At 64.9% G+C, this 16,991-nt stretch carries 16 protein-coding genes; 5 read left to right on the top strand and 11 right to left on the bottom strand.

Annotation, left to right across the window (positions count from 1 at the left end):
• Positions 1 to 27 precede the first annotated feature (27 nt).
• The gene (efp, locus tag RT131_RS01480; protein WP_313169621.1) at positions 28 to 594 is read right to left on the bottom strand and encodes an elongation factor P; all 567 of its coding nucleotides are present in this window, start codon (positions 592 to 594) and stop codon (positions 28 to 30) included.
• A 100-nt stretch (positions 595 to 694) separates the two neighbouring features.
• Here efp and epmB point away from each other — a divergent pair, with 100 nt between their 5' ends.
• The gene (gene epmB / locus RT131_RS01475; protein ID WP_313169619.1) at positions 695 to 1,723 is read left to right on the top strand and encodes an EF-P beta-lysylation protein EpmB; all 1,029 of its coding nucleotides are present in this window, start codon (positions 695 to 697) and stop codon (positions 1,721 to 1,723) included.
• Between the two features lie 28 nt (positions 1,724 to 1,751).
• On the opposite strand, the gene RT131_RS01470 is transcribed toward epmB, so the two are convergent.
• The 3 genes from RT131_RS01470 to RT131_RS01460 form a co-directional block, all read right to left on the bottom strand.
• Positions 1,752 to 3,899 (bottom strand): EAL domain-containing protein, encoded by a 2,148-nt coding sequence (locus RT131_RS01470; RefSeq protein ID WP_313169617.1) that lies wholly within the window; start codon positions 3,897 to 3,899, stop codon positions 1,752 to 1,754.
• Positions 3,896 to 4,765: a phosphate/phosphite/phosphonate ABC transporter substrate-binding protein gene (locus tag RT131_RS01465; protein ID WP_313170202.1), complete on the bottom strand. Its 870-nt coding sequence runs from the start codon at positions 4,763 to 4,765 to the stop codon at positions 3,896 to 3,898. The genes RT131_RS01470 and RT131_RS01465 overlap by 4 nt, the downstream gene beginning before the upstream one ends.
• Positions 4,766 to 4,871: 106 nt before the next feature.
• On the bottom strand, positions 4,872 to 5,636 hold the full coding sequence (locus RT131_RS01460) for an RNA methyltransferase (RefSeq protein WP_313169616.1): 765 nt from the start codon (positions 5,634 to 5,636) through the stop codon (positions 4,872 to 4,874).
• 119 nt (positions 5,637 to 5,755) lie between these two features.
• Between RT131_RS01460 and RT131_RS01455 the strand changes: the two genes are divergently transcribed.
• Positions 5,756 to 6,583, top strand: a complete 828-nt coding sequence (locus RT131_RS01455) for an inositol monophosphatase family protein (RefSeq protein WP_313169615.1) — start codon at positions 5,756 to 5,758, stop codon at positions 6,581 to 6,583.
• 205 nt (positions 6,584 to 6,788) lie between these two features.
• Here RT131_RS01455 and RT131_RS01450 read toward each other — a convergent pair whose 3' ends face one another.
• On the bottom strand, positions 6,789 to 7,607 hold the full coding sequence (locus RT131_RS01450) for a hypothetical protein (protein ID WP_313169613.1): 819 nt from the start codon (positions 7,605 to 7,607) through the stop codon (positions 6,789 to 6,791).
• A 257-nt stretch (positions 7,608 to 7,864) separates the two neighbouring features.
• Positions 7,865 to 8,731 carry a protease HtpX gene (gene htpX, locus RT131_RS01445; protein ID WP_313169611.1) on the bottom strand — a complete coding sequence of 289 codons (867 nt, stop codon included), beginning with the start codon at positions 8,729 to 8,731 and terminating at the stop codon, positions 7,865 to 7,867.
• 92 nt (positions 8,732 to 8,823) lie between these two features.
• Here htpX and gluQRS point away from each other — a divergent pair, with 92 nt between their 5' ends.
• The 3 genes from gluQRS (at position 8,824) to phaR (ending at position 11,179) form a co-directional block, all read left to right on the top strand.
• The gene (gluQRS, locus tag RT131_RS01440; RefSeq protein ID WP_313169610.1) at positions 8,824 to 9,711 is read left to right on the top strand and encodes a tRNA glutamyl-Q(34) synthetase GluQRS; all 888 of its coding nucleotides are present in this window, start codon (positions 8,824 to 8,826) and stop codon (positions 9,709 to 9,711) included.
• Between the two features lie 56 nt (positions 9,712 to 9,767).
• Positions 9,768 to 10,508 carry a beta-ketoacyl-ACP reductase gene (locus RT131_RS01435; protein ID WP_313169608.1) on the top strand — a complete coding sequence of 247 codons (741 nt, stop codon included), beginning with the start codon at positions 9,768 to 9,770 and terminating at the stop codon, positions 10,506 to 10,508.
• A 146-nt stretch (positions 10,509 to 10,654) separates the two neighbouring features.
• Positions 10,655 to 11,179, top strand: coding sequence for a polyhydroxyalkanoate synthesis repressor PhaR (gene phaR / locus RT131_RS01430; RefSeq protein WP_313169606.1), 525 nt, complete (start codon positions 10,655 to 10,657; stop codon positions 11,177 to 11,179).
• A gap of 147 nt (positions 11,180 to 11,326) precedes the next feature.
• Here phaR and RT131_RS01425 read toward each other — a convergent pair whose 3' ends face one another.
• The 5 genes from RT131_RS01425 to RT131_RS01405 all read right to left on the bottom strand — a co-directional run bounded on the left by RT131_RS01425 (position 11,327) and on the right by RT131_RS01405 (position 16,959).
• Positions 11,327 to 12,244: a TraB/GumN family protein gene (locus RT131_RS01425; RefSeq protein WP_313170200.1), complete on the bottom strand. Its 918-nt coding sequence runs from the start codon at positions 12,242 to 12,244 to the stop codon at positions 11,327 to 11,329.
• A gap of 14 nt (positions 12,245 to 12,258) precedes the next feature.
• Positions 12,259 to 13,197 (bottom strand): DUF1684 domain-containing protein, encoded by a 939-nt coding sequence (locus RT131_RS01420; protein WP_313169604.1) that lies wholly within the window; start codon positions 13,195 to 13,197, stop codon positions 12,259 to 12,261.
• Positions 13,197 to 15,056 carry a DNA mismatch repair endonuclease MutL gene (gene mutL / locus RT131_RS01415; protein ID WP_313169602.1) on the bottom strand — a complete coding sequence of 620 codons (1,860 nt, stop codon included), beginning with the start codon at positions 15,054 to 15,056 and terminating at the stop codon, positions 13,197 to 13,199. The genes RT131_RS01420 and mutL overlap by 1 nt, the downstream gene beginning before the upstream one ends.
• Positions 15,053 to 15,292 (bottom strand): hypothetical protein, encoded by a 240-nt coding sequence (locus RT131_RS01410; protein ID WP_313169600.1) that lies wholly within the window; start codon positions 15,290 to 15,292, stop codon positions 15,053 to 15,055. Before RT131_RS01410 ends, mutL begins: the two co-directional genes overlap by 4 nt.
• A 71-nt stretch (positions 15,293 to 15,363) precedes the next feature.
• On the bottom strand, positions 15,364 to 16,959 hold the full coding sequence (locus RT131_RS01405) for an N-acetylmuramoyl-L-alanine amidase (protein ID WP_313169598.1): 1,596 nt from the start codon (positions 16,957 to 16,959) through the stop codon (positions 15,364 to 15,366).
• Positions 16,960 to 16,991 lie beyond the last annotated feature (32 nt).

The following is a 16,991-nucleotide window of genomic DNA, read 5'->3' as shown; positions in this document are numbered from 1 at the left end:
TTGCGCTGGCGCAAACGCGCCATTACGTCACTTGACGCGAGCCGAGTATTCGCCCGAACGCGTGTCAACGCGGATGATTTCATCCTGGTTGACGAACAACGGGACGCGCACCACGGCGCCGGATTCCAGGGTGGCCGGCTTGCCGCCGCCGCCCGAGGTGTCACCGCGCACGCCCGGATCGGTCTCGACGATCTTCAGCTCGACGAAGTTCGGCGGGGTCACGTCGATCGGGGTGCCGTTCCACAGGGTCACCACGCAGGATTCTTCACCCTTCAGCCACTTCTCGGCGCCGTTCATGCCGGCCTTGTCAGCCTGCACCTGCTCGAAGGTTTCCGGGTCCATGAAGTGCCAGTACTCGCCATCGCTGTACATGAAGTTCATGTCGGTATCGACCACGTCCGCTGCATCCAGCGAATCGGTCGACTTCATGGTCACTTCCTGCGTGCGGCCATCCTTGATCAGGCGGTACTTCACGCGGGTGAAGGCCTGGCCCTTGCCCGGCTTGACGTATTCGGTGTCGATGATGACAGCCGGTTGGTTGTTGACCAGGATTTTCATCCCGTTCTTTACGTCGTTCATGCCGTAACTGGCCATGCTGAAACTCCTGGATTGGCAAAACCGCCGCGTATCGCGGACGGCCGGATTAGAATGGAACGCCCGCCGTGTGGTGGGCCATCTGTTTTTCTGACCGCCAATGATAACCGCAGCCCCCGCCCTCACTCCAGAAAAAGCCATCCTGCCCCTGCCCGATGACCGCTGGCAGGCGCACTGGCGCCAGGCCGTCCGCGATCCGGCCGAGCTGCTGGCGCTGCTGGGGCTGGATGGCCAGGCGCTGGGCGTATCGGCCGAGGCGCTGGCCCAGTTCGCCCTGCGGGTGCCGCGCAGCTTCGTCGCCCGCATGCGCCATGGTGACCCGGCCGATCCGCTCTTGCGGCAGGTGCTGCCGATCGACGAGGAAATGCGCATCGTGCCCGGGTTCAGCTTCGACGCAGTGGGCGACGGCGCAGCCAAGAAGGCCACCGGGGTGATCCAGAAGTACCGCGGTCGCGCCCTGCTGGTGACTACCGGCAGCTGTGCGATCAACTGCCGCTACTGCTTCCGCCGCCACTTCGACTACGCCGGTGAAAATGCGGCCAAGGGCGGCTGGCAGGAAGCCGTCGCCGTGATCGCCGCCGACCCGGGCATCGACGAAGTCATCCTCTCCGGCGGCGACCCGCTGTCACTGAACACCTCCAAGCTGGCCGAGCTGACCGAGGCGCTGGCCGCCATCCCGCATATCAAGCGCCTGCGCATCCACAGCCGCCTGCCGGTGGTGCTGCCCGAGCGCGTCGACGACGCCTTCGTGCAATGGCTGGCCGGCCTGCCGTGGCCGGTGGCTTTCGTACTGCATGCCAACCATGCCAATGAGTTCAATGCCCAGGTGGATGCCGTGCTGGCACGCATCCGCGGCACCGGTGCACAGCTGCTCAACCAGGCCGTACTGCTGCGCGGGGTCAATGACGACCTGGACGCGTTGGCCGCACTGAGCGAGCGCAGCTTTGCCGCCGGGGTGATGCCCTACTACCTGTACCAGTTGGACAAAGTACAAGGCGCGGCACACTTCGAGGTCAGCGACGAACGCGCCCTGGCCCTGCATGCCGGGCTGATGGCACGGCTTTCCGGTTATCTGGTGCCGAAGCTGGTGCGCGAGATCGCCGGCGACACCAGCAAGCGACCGCTCTAGCCCGCGCAGCAGGCCGGGGGCGACGGCATCAACGCATTGCCGCCATCGCCCCCTGCTCCAGCAGCCCCACCAGGCCGGGCGCGTCCAAGGGGCGCCCCAGCCAATAGCCCTGTACCAGGTCACAGCCGCGCTGGCTGAGCAGTTCGAACTGCGCCTCCTGCTCCACGCCTTCGGCCACCACCGTGATGCCCAATGCATGCGCCATCGCGATGATGGCGGTGGTGAGCGCCAGGTCGTCGGCATCGCGCTCCATGTCGGCGACAAAACTGCGGTCGATCTTGACCCCGTCCACCGGCACCTGGCGCAGGTGGCTGAGCCCGGAAAAACCCGTGCCGAAGTCATCCAGCCACACCTTCACCCCTGCCCGATGCAGCTTCTCCAGCAACGATACCGCCAGCATCTCATCGCCGATGACCGCCGTTTCGGTCAGTTCCAGGTGCAAGCGCGATGCCGCCAGACCGGAGCCATGCAGGCTCGCCTCGACCGCCTGCAGCAGATCGCCATTGCGCAACTGCTTGGGTGAGACATTGACCGAGATGAACAGCTCCTCACCATTCAGATTGCGCGGCCACTGCCTGGCCTGTTCGCAGGCCATGCGCAGCACCTTCGGGCCCAGCACCTGGATCAGGCCACTCTGTTCGGCCACGTCGATGAACAAGGCCGGCGGAATCGCCCCCAGCACCGGGTGATCCCAGCGCAGCAACACCTCCGCGCCGCACAGCATGCGGTCGCGGGTACGGAAGATGGGCTGGTAAACCAATCGCAGCTCGTTGCGCTCCCATGCGCCACGCAGCTCCTGTTCCAGGTGCAAACGCCGCTCCACCGCATGGTCCATGGCCCGGCTGTAGTAGCGGAAGCAGTTCTTGCCGGCCAATTTGGCCTGGTACATCGCGATGTCGCCATTTTTCAACAACGCAGTGGCGTCGGTGGCGTCTTCCGGGAACAAGGTGATGCCGATCGAGCTGCCCAGGAAGATCTCGCGCTGCTGTACCTGCAGCGGCTTGGCAAGATCGATCACCAGCCGATCGGCCAGCTGCTTGGCGATCTCGGCGGCACTGCGCGCGCCCTGACTGATCAGGATGACGAACTCATCGCCACCAAAACGGGCCAGCAAGGCGTCGTCGCCACCAATCTCCTCGACCGCGGCGGCAATATGCTGTGCGAACTGCAGCAGCGCATCGTCGCCGGCCTCGTGGCCCAAGGTGTCATTGACCCGCTTGAATTCGTCGATATCGATGAACAGCAGCGCCAGGCCACGCCCGGCAGCGCGCGCGCCCAGCAGGCGGTGGTCCAAGGCCTCGCGGAAGGCGAGCCGGTTGGTCAGGCCCGTCAACGCGTCGGTATACGCCATCTGGCGTACATCACGGTCATGCCGGGCGATGCTTTGGCTCATGCGGTCGAAAGTACGCAACAGTTCGCCGATCTCATCGCCGCGCCGGGTCGATTGCGCCTCGATGAGGTAGTCACCGCGTTCGATGCGCCGCGCCGCCGCGCCCAGCCAGCGGATCGGCCTAACCAGCGTGTATTGCACATAGAACGCCATCACGCAGGCGAAGCCGATCAACAGCAGCATCAGCGCCATCGCCCAGCCCAGCTCGCGTCGCTGCGCATCCTGCACGCGCTGCTCCAGGGCCTGCATGGACCTGGCCTCCTGTGCGCGTACCGGCGCCAGGTTCATGCCCACGCGCAGGCCGCCCAGGCGCTGTTCGCCTATCGACAGTGGCACATCCACCTCCAGGATCGACGGCGATTCCTGCACCTGCAACTTGTCTGTCGCGACCGCAGCGGCAGCCAGCGGATCCTGCATCGGCTGCCCGTAACCGGCCACGTCGAAGGAACCGTCATGGATCAGCCGGCCCTCGGGGTCATACACCAATACATAGCTGACCGACTCCTGCCTGGCGGTATTGCGTACCAGCGTGCCAATGGCCGATAGATCGGAGTAATACAGCGGATTGACCAGAGTATCGGCCAAGGCATTGGCCAACGCCGTGCCACGCTCGCGCACGCCCTGGTCAAACACCTGGCTGAGTACCTCACCGCTGTTGCGCAAGGCCTCCCGCTGCGCCGAAGCCTGGCGCACCAGCATCAGAGAAACGATCGCCAGCACCACCAGCAGTGCTGCACCACTGGCCAGCAGGAAGCGGGCCTGCAATCCAAACCGGGGCCTGCTCATTCCACCTCCATCCGGATGCGGGCCAAACCCCGCCGCAACCGTTCAAGCGCACGCAGATTGCCCGGGTCCACCGGGTGAAAACCGGTGGTACCAAAGAATTTGGCCAGTGCCGGACCGGCCAGCGGATCACTGCTGGCCTGCAACAGCACCTGCTGCAAGCGGTCACGCACCAGCGGATCCAGGTCGGCGCGCACCATTTCCACCGCGCGCGGAATGGGCTCGCTGCGGTACAGCACCCGCATGTCCTGGCGGAACGCCGGCGGCATGGCCTGGTTGTCGCTCCAGTCGATGCTGCTGATCACCCCGGCATCCACCACGCGCTTGTGCACATAGGTGGAGATATTCAGCTCCGAGCGCACAAACACATAGCCGACCGAGTCCTCGACCGGCGTGTCACGCGGGTCGAGCAGGATCTCGGGCTGCACATCATGGTCAAGCAGCTCCATCGCGGGCACCAGATAGGCACTGGTGGACAACGCGCTCTGCATCGCCAGGGTGCGCCCCCGCAAACCCTCCAGGGTTGTAACCGGACTGTCGCGGCGCACGAAGAACACGCTGTGATAGCTGCCCACGCCATTGCGTTCGGTCAGCAGCAAAGGCCTGGCACCGGCCCGTTGGCCCAGCGCCATCGCCGTGCCGGCCGTCTCGGTAACCCAGTCCACCCGGCCGCGGCGCAGATAGCTGCCCATCTGCTGCGCGTCCTTGGCCATCAGGATGCGTCCTTCGACGATCCCGACTTCGCGCATGCGTGGCACCACATAATCCAGCAGTGGCTTGAGTTGGTCGTAGTGCGCCTTCGGATCATCACTGATCCGCCCCAATACCAACACCGAACGATCAACCGCCCCGACTGCCACAGGCTGCAGTGCAACCAGTGTCAGTACGGCTCCCCAAAGCCATCGCAAGACACCCAAAACGACACCCCCGCTGATCCATCCCCACAGAGTACTGGTTTTTACAAACCGTGATGCGTTACTCAGTTTTTTTCTGTCCAGCCAATCGCGCCATACGCTGGGCATCCGACAGGATGCCACGCATCAGCCGCACCTCTTGCTCCGAGAGCTCCGCCTTCATGAACAGACGACGCAACTTGCGCATGGCCGACTCGGGTGCACGGCCCTTGTGGAAATCGATCTGGTCCAGGGTGTCGCCGAACTGGCCGAACAAGCCCTCCAACTGGGCATGACTGGCCGGTGCCTCGCCATGGCCCAGTTCAACCGGCGCCGGCGCGGACGCCTCGGCCTCCAGCGCGGCCATCCGCACTTCGTAGGCCAGCACCTGCACCGCCGCAGCCAGGTTCAGCGAGCTGAATTCAGGGTCGGACGGGATATGTACGGCGGCATGGCAGAGCTGCAACTCCTCATTGGTCAGACCGGTGCGCTCGCGACCGAACACGAACGCCACTTCGGCCGGCTCGGCGGCCTTGGCCACCGCACGCTGGCCGGCCACTTCCGGCAGCAGTTCCTCCAGCTGCACGCGCCGCGCGCGCGCGGTGCAGCCCATCACCAGCCGGCAATCGGCCACCGCCTCCGCAAGGCTCGCGAACACCGGCGCATCCCCCAATACATCCTCGGCACCCGCCGAGCGCCGGAAAGCCACGTCATCCAGGGGCTTTTCCGGGGCCACCAGGACCAGCCGTGCCAGCCCCATGGTCTTCATCGCACGGGCCGCCGCGCCGATGTTGCCGGGGTGCTGGGTGCCAACAAGAACGAAGCGAATATGAGCAGAAACGGACATGGCGTTAAAAAATCAGGAGCGAGACAGCTGTAGATGGTAAACTGCGCGGCCGGTCAATGCGCCGGACCCGCTCTTTTCCCCCGCCAATCCGATCTCTGCCTTCACGGGAGCCTTTCGCCATGCAGAAACCCGCCGTAACCGTCATGGTCAAGGCCGCCCGCCTCGCCGGCAACGTCCTGCTCCGCAACATCAACAAGCTTGAAGCCCTGAACGTCGTGCAGAAGGGTCGGATGGATTACGCCAGCGAAGTCGATGCCGACGCTGAGAAGGTAATCGTCAAGGAACTCAAGCGCGCCTATCCGGAATACGGCATCTTCGGTGAAGAGGGCGGTATCCAGGGCGTGAACCGCATGATGTGGGTGATCGACCCGCTCGACGGCACCAGCAACTACCTGCGCGGCTTCCCGCACTACTGTGTCTCCATTGCCCTGGTTGAAAACGGCGAGCCGACCGACGCGGTGATCTTCGACCCGCTGCGCAACGAGCTGTTCACCGCCTCCAAGGGCAACGGTGCCGTGCTCAACGACCGTCGCCTGCGCGTGGCAGACCGCAAGGACCTGGAAGGCACCATGATCCACACCGGCTTCGCCCCGCGCGAACGCAGCCGCGCCAGCACCCAGCTCAAGACCGTGGACACCCTGCTGGTGCAGGCCGAGGATGTGCGCCGCACCGGCTCCGCCGCGCTGGACCTGGCCTACGTGGCCTGCGGCCGCGCCGACGCCTACTTCGAGGCTGGCGTGAAGGCATGGGACATTGCTGCTGGCGTGCTGCTGGTACGCGAAGCCGGCGGCAAGGTCTGCAACTACCGCGGCGCCACCCTGGACCGCATGGACTCGCGCGGCCCGGAGACCCAGCAGGTCGTGGCCGGCAACATCAAGGTGTGCGAAGCCCTGCAGAAGGTCATCGTCAACACCGGCTACGCCGCCGAGTTCGACCCGAAGTTCTGATTCAGCTGCCATCGCAGTGAGTCATCCGAAAACCGATGCCAGCGTTCTGGCATCGGTTTTTTTGTGGGCAAAGCGCGGTGCACCGATTTTCCTGTGGGAGCGGCGCAAGCCGCGAAGCAGGAAATCCATCAGATGACACAGGCCGCCGACGCCCCGGCAATGCCAGCTTCGCGGCATACGCCGCTTCCACAAACGTCAGGCCGGCTCAGCCAGCGGATACAGCGGGAACCACCGCAGCGCCCGCAACCGGCTGCCGGCCCCAGCCATATCGGCTGGCCAGCCAGATCTCCAGCAATACCAGCGCCATCACGATCAGCAGCGGCAGCAGCAAGCCAAAATAGATACCCGGCATCATCGAGCCGATCTGCGCCTTCAGCAGGCGGATCACCCCCTTGGTATGCAGCAACTCGCTCATGCGCATGCCCAGCGCTTCGCGGAACACGGCCTTATCCAGCCCGCTGCGCCCGCCCACCTGCTCGACCAGGCTGTCCTCCACCCACTGCAGCATCACCTCGCTGCGCAGGTGCTCGATGCCCTTGCGTGCCCAGCGCTGCGGCAGGCTCTCGCCCTTGAGCACGCTGACATCGGCCAGGCGGCGTTCGCTGAGATAGGACTCCACCGCAATGCGCGCGGCTTCATGTGCGGAAACATCATCGCGCAGCATCGCCTCCAGCTCCGGCGTATCCAGCGAATTCTTGAAATCCACCAGCCAATGCTCGGTGGCGGCCTGCAGGTGCGGCTGGAAGTGATCGATCTGCTTGTACAAAGCGCGCTGGCCGCCCGCGACCAGGCCCAACTGCAGGCCGATGAAGGCAAACAGCAGCGGCAACACCACCACATAGCTGGCAATCAGCCAGTGATGCCAGCGCCGTCGCCGCGCAAGGCCACCGCGGCGCGCCAGCAGCACCCACACCGCCACTCCCAGCGCCAACCCCACCACCGTTCCCAGTACCGAGCCGCCGATCAAATCCAGCACGCTCAGCCCGTTCCAGAACTCCATCGCCCAATAGTGTGCGTCCTGCACTGCCCGCTCTCCGTTTGTCTGCAAGGTCCAGAGGGTAGCCACAAACCGGCACAGGGTGAAGGCCACCGTCCGATTTCACCGGACAGAAAATCACCGAACCGCCTTCGCCCGCGGCCACCGGCAATACCCATCCGTCCGTGCCATCCATGCAAAAAGACAACGCCCCTTGCGGGGCGTTGTCTTCGATCAATCCTGTACCAAGGGGGCCAGGGTGGCGGCACGATGCCGTGCGCCCACCAAGCCTCGCAGAACCCGGCTCAGGCCACCGTGGAGGCACGCAGCGCGGCGATGCGCTCATCCAGCGGCGGATGGCTGAGGAACAGCTTCTTGGCCGCCGAGCCGGCGATACCGAAAGCGGCAATCTGGGTCGGCAAGGTGCTCTGGCCATGATTGAGCTTCAGACGCTCCAGTGCGGCGATCATCTTCTGCCGGCCGGCCAGCGAGGCACCGCCCTGATCAGCGCGGAACTCACGATGGCGCGAGAACCACATCGCGATCATCGTCGCGAACAGGCCGAACACCATTTCCAGCACGAACACGATGATGTAGTAGGCAAAACCACGGCCGCCGCCTTCGCGGTTACCCGACAGCGCGCTGTCGATGACACCACCGACCACACGAGCCAACACGATCACGAAGGTGTTCAACACGCCTTGCAGCAGCGCCATGGTGATCATGTCGCCGTTTGCGACGTGCGCGATCTCATGGCCCAGCACCGCTTCGGCCTCGTCTTCGCTCATGTTGTGCAGCAGGCCGGTGGACACCGCCACCAGCGCGTTGTTGCGGTTGGCACCGGTGGCGAACGCGTTGATTTCCGGCGCGTCATACACCGCCACTTCCGGCATGCCGATACCGGCCGCCTTGGCCTGGCGGGCCACGGTGTCCAGCAGCCAGCGTTCGGTCGGGTTACGTGGTTCGGTGATGACGACGGCGCCCGTGCCGCGCTTGGCCATGAACTTGGACAGCAGCAGCGAGATGATCGAGCCACCGAAGCCAAAGATGGCCGCCATGACCAGCAAGCCGCTCATCTGCGAGGAATTCACGCCCAGAAGGGACATGACGACGCTGGCCAGGATCAGCACCGCGACGTTGGTCAGAAGAAACAGCCCGATACGGGTAAACATGGGAAACAGATCCGTAAGGATGGGAGATACAGTCAATTTGCGGCGCAGACAGCTTGAATTCAAGCATTAATCTGACCGACGATTCAGCTTCGATGCCAGCTACTCCCTACCTCGGCCGCTTCGCGCCCTCCCCGACCGGCCCTTTGCATTTGGGCTCCCTGCTGGCCGCCTTCGGCAGTTGGCTGCTGGCTCGCCATGCCGGCGGCCAATGGCTGGTGCGGATCGAAGATATCGACCCGCCGCGGGAAGTGCCCGGGGCGGTCGATTCGCAGCTGGCCACACTGGCCGCGTTCGGCCTGAAATCGGACCTGCCGGTGCAGTACCAGAGCCGACGCAGCCATCTTTATCAAACCGCCATTGCGCAATTGTTGGCACAGGACAAGGCATTTGCCTGCCATTGCAGCCGCGCCGACCTGTCCAGCCAAGGGGGCATTCATCGCCGCTGTGTCGCCAGCCAGCAGCGCCCGCAGGCAGCGATCCGCCTGCGCGTGGCCGATGGCAGCCATGTCAGCTTCGACGATGCCCTCCAGGGGCTGCAGCAACAGGACGTGGACCGTGAGGTCGGCGACGTGGTCCTGTTGCGCGCCGATGGTTATTGGGCGTATCAGCTGGCAGTGGTGGTGGACGACGCCGAGCAGGGCATTACCCACGTGGTGCGCGGTGCCGACCTGATCGAATCGACCGCACGTCAGATCCTGCTGCAGCAGGCCCTGGGGCTGCCAACCCCGGGTTATCTGCACCTGCCGCTGCTGCTGGACAGCGACGGCCAGAAACTCTCCAAGTCACAGGCTGCCGTACCCGTGGACAGTGCCCAACCGGTGCCCGTGCTGCGTTGGCTGTGGGCCGCACTGGGCCAATCGCCGACAGCGCTGGAGACCAGTACCAGCGTTGCCGAGACCTTGCAGCAGGCGGCCGCCGCCTTTGTGCCGGCGCGGCTGCAAAAAACCTCGGTGCGCGCGCCTCTGCAGCCCCCGGGCTGAGCGCAGTTTCATTAGAATCATGGGCTGCCCTGCACATCTGCCCTGGAGTTGAGCCCATGACATCGCGCGTCGCACTGGTCACCGGTGGTACCGGCGGCATTGGTACCGCAATCTGCCAACGCCTCGCCGACCAAGGGCACCGGGTCGCCACCAACTTCCGCAATGCCGAAAAGGCCCAGCAGTGGCAGCAGCGCATGCGCGAGAAGGGCTACGACATCGCCCTGTTCGAGGGCGATGTGGCTGACCCGGACAGTGGCCGCAGCCTGATCCAGGCTACCGAGGCCGCGTTGGGGCCGGTGGAGATCCTGGTCAACAACGCCGGCATCACCCGCGATACCACCTTCCATCGGATGAGCCCGGAGCAATGGCATGAGGTGATCAACACCAATCTCAACTCGGTGTTCAACGTCACCCGCCCGGTGATCGAGGGCATGCGCAAGCGCGGTTGGGGCCGGGTCATCCAGATCAGCTCTATCAACGGCCTGAAGGGCCAGTATGGCCAGGCCAACTACGCCGCCGCCAAGGCCGGCATGCACGGTTTCACCATTTCCCTGGCCCGTGAGAACGCCGGCTTCGGCATCACTGTCAACACCATCTCGCCGGGCTACGTGGCCACCGACATGGTGATGGCGGTGCCCGAGGAGGTGCGGGCCAAGATCATTGCCGACATCCCCACCGGGCGCCTGGGCAAGCCAGAGGAAATCGCCTATGCGGTCGCCTTCCTGGTCGCCGAGGAGGCCAGCTGGATCACCGGCTCCAATCTGGATATCAACGGCGGCCACCACATGGGTTGGTGACCGCCCACGCCATGTTGCACAACATGGCGGTTCATGCTGCGCAACAAACCTAGAGTTCTCCGATGCTTGCAACCTGTACTAATGGCGGTTGCAAGCCCTGCTGCACTGCGCCATGCTGCGCACCTACCGTGACGAGTGACTGCTTAATGGCTGCGACCCGCATCATCAAGAAGTATCCGAATCGCCGGCTCTACGACACCGAGATTTCCAGCTACATCACCATCGAAGACGTGCGCCAGTTGATTCTTGACGGCGAGGAGTTCGAGGTCCGTGACGCCAAGAGCGGCGACGACCTGACCCGCTCGGTGCTGCTGCAGATCATCGCGGACAAGGAGCAGGACGGCGAACCGATGCTGTCCACCCAGCTGTTGAGCCAGTTGATCCGCTTCTACGGGGATTCGTTGCAGGGCTTCATGGGCAATTACCTGGAGCGCAGCATGCAGGTATTCCTGGACCAGCAGCAGCAGTTCCGCCAGCAGATGGGCAATCTGCTCGGGCAGACCCCGTGGGCGATGATGAACCAGTTGACCGAGCGCAACCTGGAGCTGTGGCAGGAATTCCAGCGCAACATGGGCGCCGGCTTTGGCGGCACCCGTCCGCCGGCAGGCGGCAGCAAACCGACGGAGCCACCGCCGCCCAGCAGCGGCAGCAAGACCCGCAGCGGTCGCTGAGGGCAACGAAAAGGCCGACGCATGCGTCGGCCTTTTGCTTTGTGGAGCCCTGCTTTTTTGCAGGAGCGGCGTAAGCCGCGAAGCTCCTGCTGCATCAGACTTCAGTGGCTTCGCGGCTTACGCTGCTCCTGCAACAAGCCAAGGCACTCAACGTTTGCAGGCGCTGCAGATCCGCTCGACCTTGTAGCCCTGCGCGCGCAGTTTCTCGACCACGCCATCGCTGCCCAGCAGGTGCAACGCCCCCACCACCACCAGCGTATTTCCGCGACCGGGCTGCAACCACTGCTGCAGGCTGGGCAACCAGGCGTTGTTGCGATCCACATTGATCCGCTGGTACAGCCCCGGGTACTCGCGCTTCATCTGCGCGGCCATGTCCCGCCACAGCATCACATCGTCACCACGACGCCAGGCATCGTGCAGTTGCCGGCTCTGTTCGTCGCCCTTGTCTACCTGCTCCAGGGCTTCACGCAGCAACTGGCGCTGCTCGTCGATGCTCATGCTGTCGAGCATGGTGATCTGCGACGATGCACTTTCCAGGCCGACGGCGGGCTTGTTGGCCTGCGCGGCACGATCCATCAGGTGCCGATCCAGCCCGGACTTGGGATCCAGGCCCTGGCGGGTCATCTGCGCGATGCTGATGGTCAACCCCACGAACCACGGCTTGAGCCCCGCCAGCCGGTCAACCGGCATGTTGTTGGCAGCACCCCAAGCCTCCAGTTGCTGCCAGGTCGCCGGGTCCAGGTCGTCCTTGAGCTGCCGGCCATCACGGCGCAGCGCCGCCTGCATCATCTGCGCTGCCAACTGCGGCGAGTTCATCTCCTCCGGTGACAGTTCGAACAACAGGCGCTGCGCACCCGCGAAAGCCCGGTCCACGTCAGCGGACAGCGGATAGTCATCGGCCTTGAGCAGATGAAAGGAGCCCAGCAGGTAGAGCTCACTGCCCTGCCCGCCACTGACCTTCCACAGCAGCGGTACCGGCGGCTGCTTCGCTGGCGACTTTGGTGCTGCGGCGTTTGCCAGCAGCGGCGTCACTGCGAGCAGGCCGGTAACCAGCAGCACGCCCATGCGCTTGATCCAGCTCATGCGGCCGGCTCCTTGGACTTGGCGTAAGCCTTTTCACCAGCCTCCACCGCCATGTCCAGGCGGTTCTCCGGCGGTGGCAACGGACAGGTGGCGAACGCGGTGAAGGCACACGGCGGGTTATAGGCCCGGTTGAAGTCGATCACTACCTCACTCTTCGCGTTCGGCACCTCGATATCGATATAGCGCCCGGCCGCATAGCTGCCACGGCCACTGGTGCGATCAGCGAAGATCACCTGCAGCGGGCGTCCAACATCGCCCAGCGCCTCCAGACGCCAGGTGCGTCCATCGCGCTCGAACTCGATTGCGCCGGCGTTGGCCAACTCGGTGGTCAATCCAGTGATATCGACAATCGGAATGGTCTTGTTGACGTCATGCGGCACGAAGCGCGCGGTGATGCGCCAGCTCGGATCCGCCGGCCAATATTCCAGATGACTGAAGTTCACCCGCGCCGGTGCGTCAGCATGCTTGACCCGCAGGCCGAAGCGTTCGCCGCGTTCGATCAGGCTGATGATGCCCTTGTCGTCGTCGAAGTGGATCAGCGTCGGTACTTCGGCATGGTCGCTATGCAAGGGAATCCTTCCCTTCACCACCTGCCCATCGACCTTGACCGAGACGCCGGGTTCCGGCGCGAAAAACCATGCCTTGCCTTCGCGCGTCACCAGACCCATGCGCGGAGGCCCCACCGCCAAGCGGATTCCACTGGTGCTGCCACTGCCGATGTAATGCGCCTTCAGGTCCAGCCAATGCAGGCCGACCAGGCTGGTCCAGCCATCGGGTGCCAGCAGCTCTACCAGGCGCTGCTCGCGCCACAGTTCGTTGTCATGCGCGAACGTAGGGTCCGCCTGTACTACCGGCCCTGTGTTCTTCGCATCATCGCCGCAGCCACCGAGCAGCATCGCGGCAAGCAAGGCCGCGCCCCCCAATACGTGTCTCATCAACGCCCCCGCAGGAACCAGCGATCAATTTCAGCCAAGGAGAAGCGCGCCCAGGTCGGGCGGCCATGATTGCACTGCCCCGAGCGCTCGGTGATTTCCATGTCGCGCAGCAAGGCATTCATTTCCGGGAGGGTCAGCCGTCGATTGGCGCGCACCGCGCCGTGGCAGGCCATCGTCGACAACAGTTCGTCGCGCGCGGTGGCGATGCGGCGGCTTTGGCCGTGTTCGCGCAGATCGCCAAGCACATCGCGCAGCAGGCCTTCCGGCTCGGCATTGGCCAGCAGCGCCGGAATGCTGCGCACATGCAGCGAGCCCGGGCCGGAACGGGTCACTTCGAAGCCCAGCGCAGCCAGTGTTGCCGCCTCGCGCTCGGCGGTATCCGCGTCACGCTCGCCCACCGCCAGGGTCATCGGCACCAGCAACGGCTGCGCATGCAGGCCGATACCGTCGTGCGCGTTCTTCAGGCGTTCGTAGCCGATGCGCTCGTGGGCGGCATGCATGTCCACCACGATCAGGCCTTCGGCGTTCTCGGCCAGGATGTAGATGCCGTGCAGCTGGGCGATCGCGTAGCCCAGCGGCGGCACGCCGGCCTCATTGGAGGTCGGCGGCAGGGATGGGCCCGCATCCATCTCTCGCGGCAGATCCGCATCGCCATTCACGGACGAGTACAGCGCCGCATATGCCGAGGGCGCTTCTGCCACCTGCAGGCCTAGCGGCGACTGCCGCGCCTGCCAATTGCCATTGCCACCACCACCTGCACTGCCGCCAGGGCGCGACAGCATGTAGCCACCTGCGCTGTAACCGGGCGTTGGCTGCACCTGTGGGTCAGCCGGATGTGTCTGCGCTGCGGCTGGCTCCATGCCGGCGCGGGTTTCCGCCAGCGCATCCTTCAAGGTGCGGTAGACGAAATCATGGATCAGGCGCGAATCACGGAAGCGCACTTCGTGCTTGGCCGGATGCACGTTGACGTCGACACGGGTTGGATCCAGCTCCAGGAACAGGACGTAGGCCGGCTGTCGGCCGTGGTACAGCACATCGCCGTAGGCCATCTTCACCGCATGGCTGACGCTGCGGTCACGCACCGAGCGGCCGTTGACGTAGAGATACTGCTGATCCGCGCTGGCCCGCGAATACTGCGGCTGGGCGATCCAGCCATGCAGGCGCAGGCCGGCGGCACTGTGATCCACGCGCAAGGCCTGGCGTGCGAAGTCCTCGCCCAGGGTTTCGCCCAGACGTGCATCCGAATACAGATCACCGGGCTTGTAGCGCCGCGAAGGCTTGCCGTTGTGCGAGACACGCAGTTCCACGTCCGGGCGCGCCAACGCCAGTGAACGCAGCCATTCCTCGATATGGCCAAGCTCGGTGCGCTCGGCGCGCAGGAACTTGCGCCGTGCCGGCACGTTGTAGAACAACTCGCGCACTTCCACGGTGGTACCGGGCGCGTGCGCACGTGGGGTGACGTCACCGAGCTTGCCGCCCTCGATCTGCAGCGCCGAGCCATGCTCGTCGTCGGCACGCCGGGAAGCCAGAGTGAAGCGGCTGACCGAGGCTATCGACGGCAGCGCTTCGCCGCGGAAGCCCAGCGTGGCCACCGACTCCAGATCGTCCAGGCTGGCGATCTTGCTGGTGGCGTGGCGCGACACAGCCAGCGGCAGCTGCTCGGCGGCGATGCCACCACCATTGTCGCGGATACGGATCAGGCGTACACCGCCTTCTTCCAGATCGATGTCCACGCGGGTCGCACCGGCATCGAGTGCGTTCTCGACCAGTTCCTTGACCACCGAGGCGGGACGCTCAACCACTTCGCCAGCGGCGATCTGGTTGATCAGGATTTCCGGCAGCGGACGGATCGCATTCATGCCGCACCGCCAGAGGTATGCAGCGCCTTGGCGGGGGATGGAAACAAGGATTGATGGGGGATCAGGCTGACGTCATGCATGGCCACGATGATAGCCGAGCATGGGCCGAACACCGCGATCAGAGCGCCAATCCCTTCTCCCTTCGGGAGAAGATGCCCCGAAGGGGCTGATGAGGGGAGGCCAGCCGACATTGCCAGCATGCAGCAGAAAGAACCGGATAAGAACTGGTAGTTCATCGATCCGACTTTGCTCTGCCCTCACCCCAACCCCTCTCCCGCGGGGAGAGGGGCTCAAAGCAGGCGCTGTGTTACTTGCTACCACCCGCAACGGTGCCAGCAGCTGCATCCATCTCGGCCTGGGCGCGGGCGGCGAACAGGGTGCCCGGCGGCGGCTGCCGGCTGAAGAAGGTGTGCACGCCATCCAGTACCGCACCGGCGATACGGCGCTGGTAGGCCGGATCAATCAGGCGGCGCTCTTCATCCGGGTTGGAGATGAACGCGGTTTCGACCAACATCGCCGGCATGTCCGAGGTGCGCAGCACGGCGAAGTTTGCCCGCTCAAGGTTGGGCTTGTGGTTGTTGCCGATCCGCTTGAGGCCGCCGAGCACGTGCCCTGCCGCATCTTCTGAAGCCTTCATGTTGCCGCTCTGGGCCAGATCCAGCAGCACGTTGGCCAAGGTGCCTTCGGTACGGCTGAGGCTGACGCCACCAATCAGGTCGGCGGCATTTTCCTTGTCCGCCAGCCAGCGCGCACGCTGCGAAGACGCGCCCTTGGTCGACAGCACATAGACCGAAGACCCCGTCGCCGAACGGTTTTCAGCCGCATCGGCGTGGATCGAGATGAAGATGTCAGCCCTGGCCGCACGTGCACGCTGGGCGCGCATCGGCAGCGGGATGAACACGTCGGTGTCGCGGGTCAGGAACGCGCGCAGGCCCGGCGTTGCGTTGACCTGGCGGGCAAGTTCACGTGCAACCGCCAACGTCACGTCCTTCTCGCGCTTGCCAGTGGGGCCGACAGCACCCGGATCCTGGCCACCGTGGCCCGGATCGATGGCAACCACCAGATTGCGCATGCCCGGCGCCATCCGAATTCGTGACGCGTCACTTGGCATGACCGGACGCGGCGCAGGCGCCGGCGTTGCCGCAACCGGTGCGGCAGCCGCTGGAGCCGGCACGATGGGAGTAGGCACGCCGGTGGCGATGGTGGTGCGGACCGGCGCGCCCTGTCCATTGAGGATGGCTGCCGGCGAGGACGAAGAAGACCCCGTCGGCGGGTTGCCGGCTGCAGCCACGACCGCCGTGGCGGTTGCTGGGGCTGGATTTGCTACGGCCGGGGCCGGCGCTGGCGTAGCGGCCTGCTGGCGTACCGCAGCCGTCAAGGCAGCGGTAGCACGGGCCGCCTCGGCACGCGCCTGCTCGGGGGTTATCGTCGGCGGCGTTGCCGGCGGCACAGATGCGGGCGGCGTGCTTGTGCTTGCCACCGGTGCAGCCGTTGCGCGCGGCGCGGTTTCACCCGGCCATTCGATCAGCAACTTGGATTCGGCGCCCTGCCCCTGCATCTGCGGCTTGAACGCGGCCACCGATTCGGCCAGGTCAAACACGATGCGGAACGTGCCCGGCACCGGGTTACCGGTGCGCACGGCGGTGACCACACCCGCTGGCGCAGGCAACTTGAGGCCGCGCACGCCGGTGGATTCGGGAAAATCGATGACCAGCCGATTGGGACCGGCCAGGCTGATGGTCTTGTAGCTGCCACCGCCCGCCAGCTGGATTTCGGCACGGGTGCCAGTGGCGCCGGCGCTCAAACCCAGCCCACGGATCTCACCGGCCCACGCGGAAGCGCTGGCCAGGCACAGGCCGGCGACGGCAACAGACAATGCAAACAGGCGGTTTCCCGTAGTCATGGGCGGATTCAATCACCGGAATTCGGTAATTG

The organism is Stenotrophomonas sp. (genome assembly GCF_032066555.1).
In the GTDB taxonomy this organism is placed as follows: domain Bacteria; phylum Pseudomonadota; class Gammaproteobacteria; order Xanthomonadales; family Xanthomonadaceae; genus Stenotrophomonas.
The sequence above is the reverse complement of the archived record's forward strand: the minus strand, read 5'-3'. Positions and strand labels throughout refer to the sequence as shown.

Coding starts and splice junctions, on each gene's coding strand:
- efp (WP_313169621.1), bottom strand. CDS start 594: ATGGCCAGTTACGGCATGAACGACGTAAAGAACGGGATGAAAATCCTG.
- epmB (WP_313169619.1), top strand. CDS start 695: ATGATAACCGCAGCCCCCGCCCTCACTCCAGAAAAAGCCATCCTGCCC.
- RT131_RS01470 (WP_313169617.1), bottom strand. CDS start 3,899: ATGAGCAGGCCCCGGTTTGGATTGCAGGCCCGCTTCCTGCTGGCCAGT.
- RT131_RS01460 (WP_313169616.1), bottom strand. CDS start 5,636: ATGTCCGTTTCTGCTCATATTCGCTTCGTTCTTGTTGGCACCCAGCAC.
- RT131_RS01455 (WP_313169615.1), top strand. CDS start 5,756: ATGCAGAAACCCGCCGTAACCGTCATGGTCAAGGCCGCCCGCCTCGCC.
- htpX (WP_313169611.1), bottom strand. CDS start 8,731: ATGTTTACCCGTATCGGGCTGTTTCTTCTGACCAACGTCGCGGTGCTG.
- gluQRS (WP_313169610.1), top strand. CDS start 8,824: ATGCCAGCTACTCCCTACCTCGGCCGCTTCGCGCCCTCCCCGACCGGC.
- RT131_RS01435 (WP_313169608.1), top strand. CDS start 9,768: ATGACATCGCGCGTCGCACTGGTCACCGGTGGTACCGGCGGCATTGGT.
- phaR (WP_313169606.1), top strand. CDS start 10,655: ATGGCTGCGACCCGCATCATCAAGAAGTATCCGAATCGCCGGCTCTAC.
- RT131_RS01425 (WP_313170200.1), bottom strand. CDS start 12,244: ATGGGCGTGCTGCTGGTTACCGGCCTGCTCGCAGTGACGCCGCTGCTG.
- RT131_RS01420 (WP_313169604.1), bottom strand. CDS start 13,197: ATGAGACACGTATTGGGGGGCGCGGCCTTGCTTGCCGCGATGCTGCTC.
- mutL (WP_313169602.1), bottom strand. CDS start 15,056: ATGAATGCGATCCGTCCGCTGCCGGAAATCCTGATCAACCAGATCGCC.
- RT131_RS01410 (WP_313169600.1), bottom strand. CDS start 15,292: ATGAACTACCAGTTCTTATCCGGTTCTTTCTGCTGCATGCTGGCAATG.
- RT131_RS01405 (WP_313169598.1), bottom strand. CDS start 16,959: ATGACTACGGGAAACCGCCTGTTTGCATTGTCTGTTGCCGTCGCCGGC.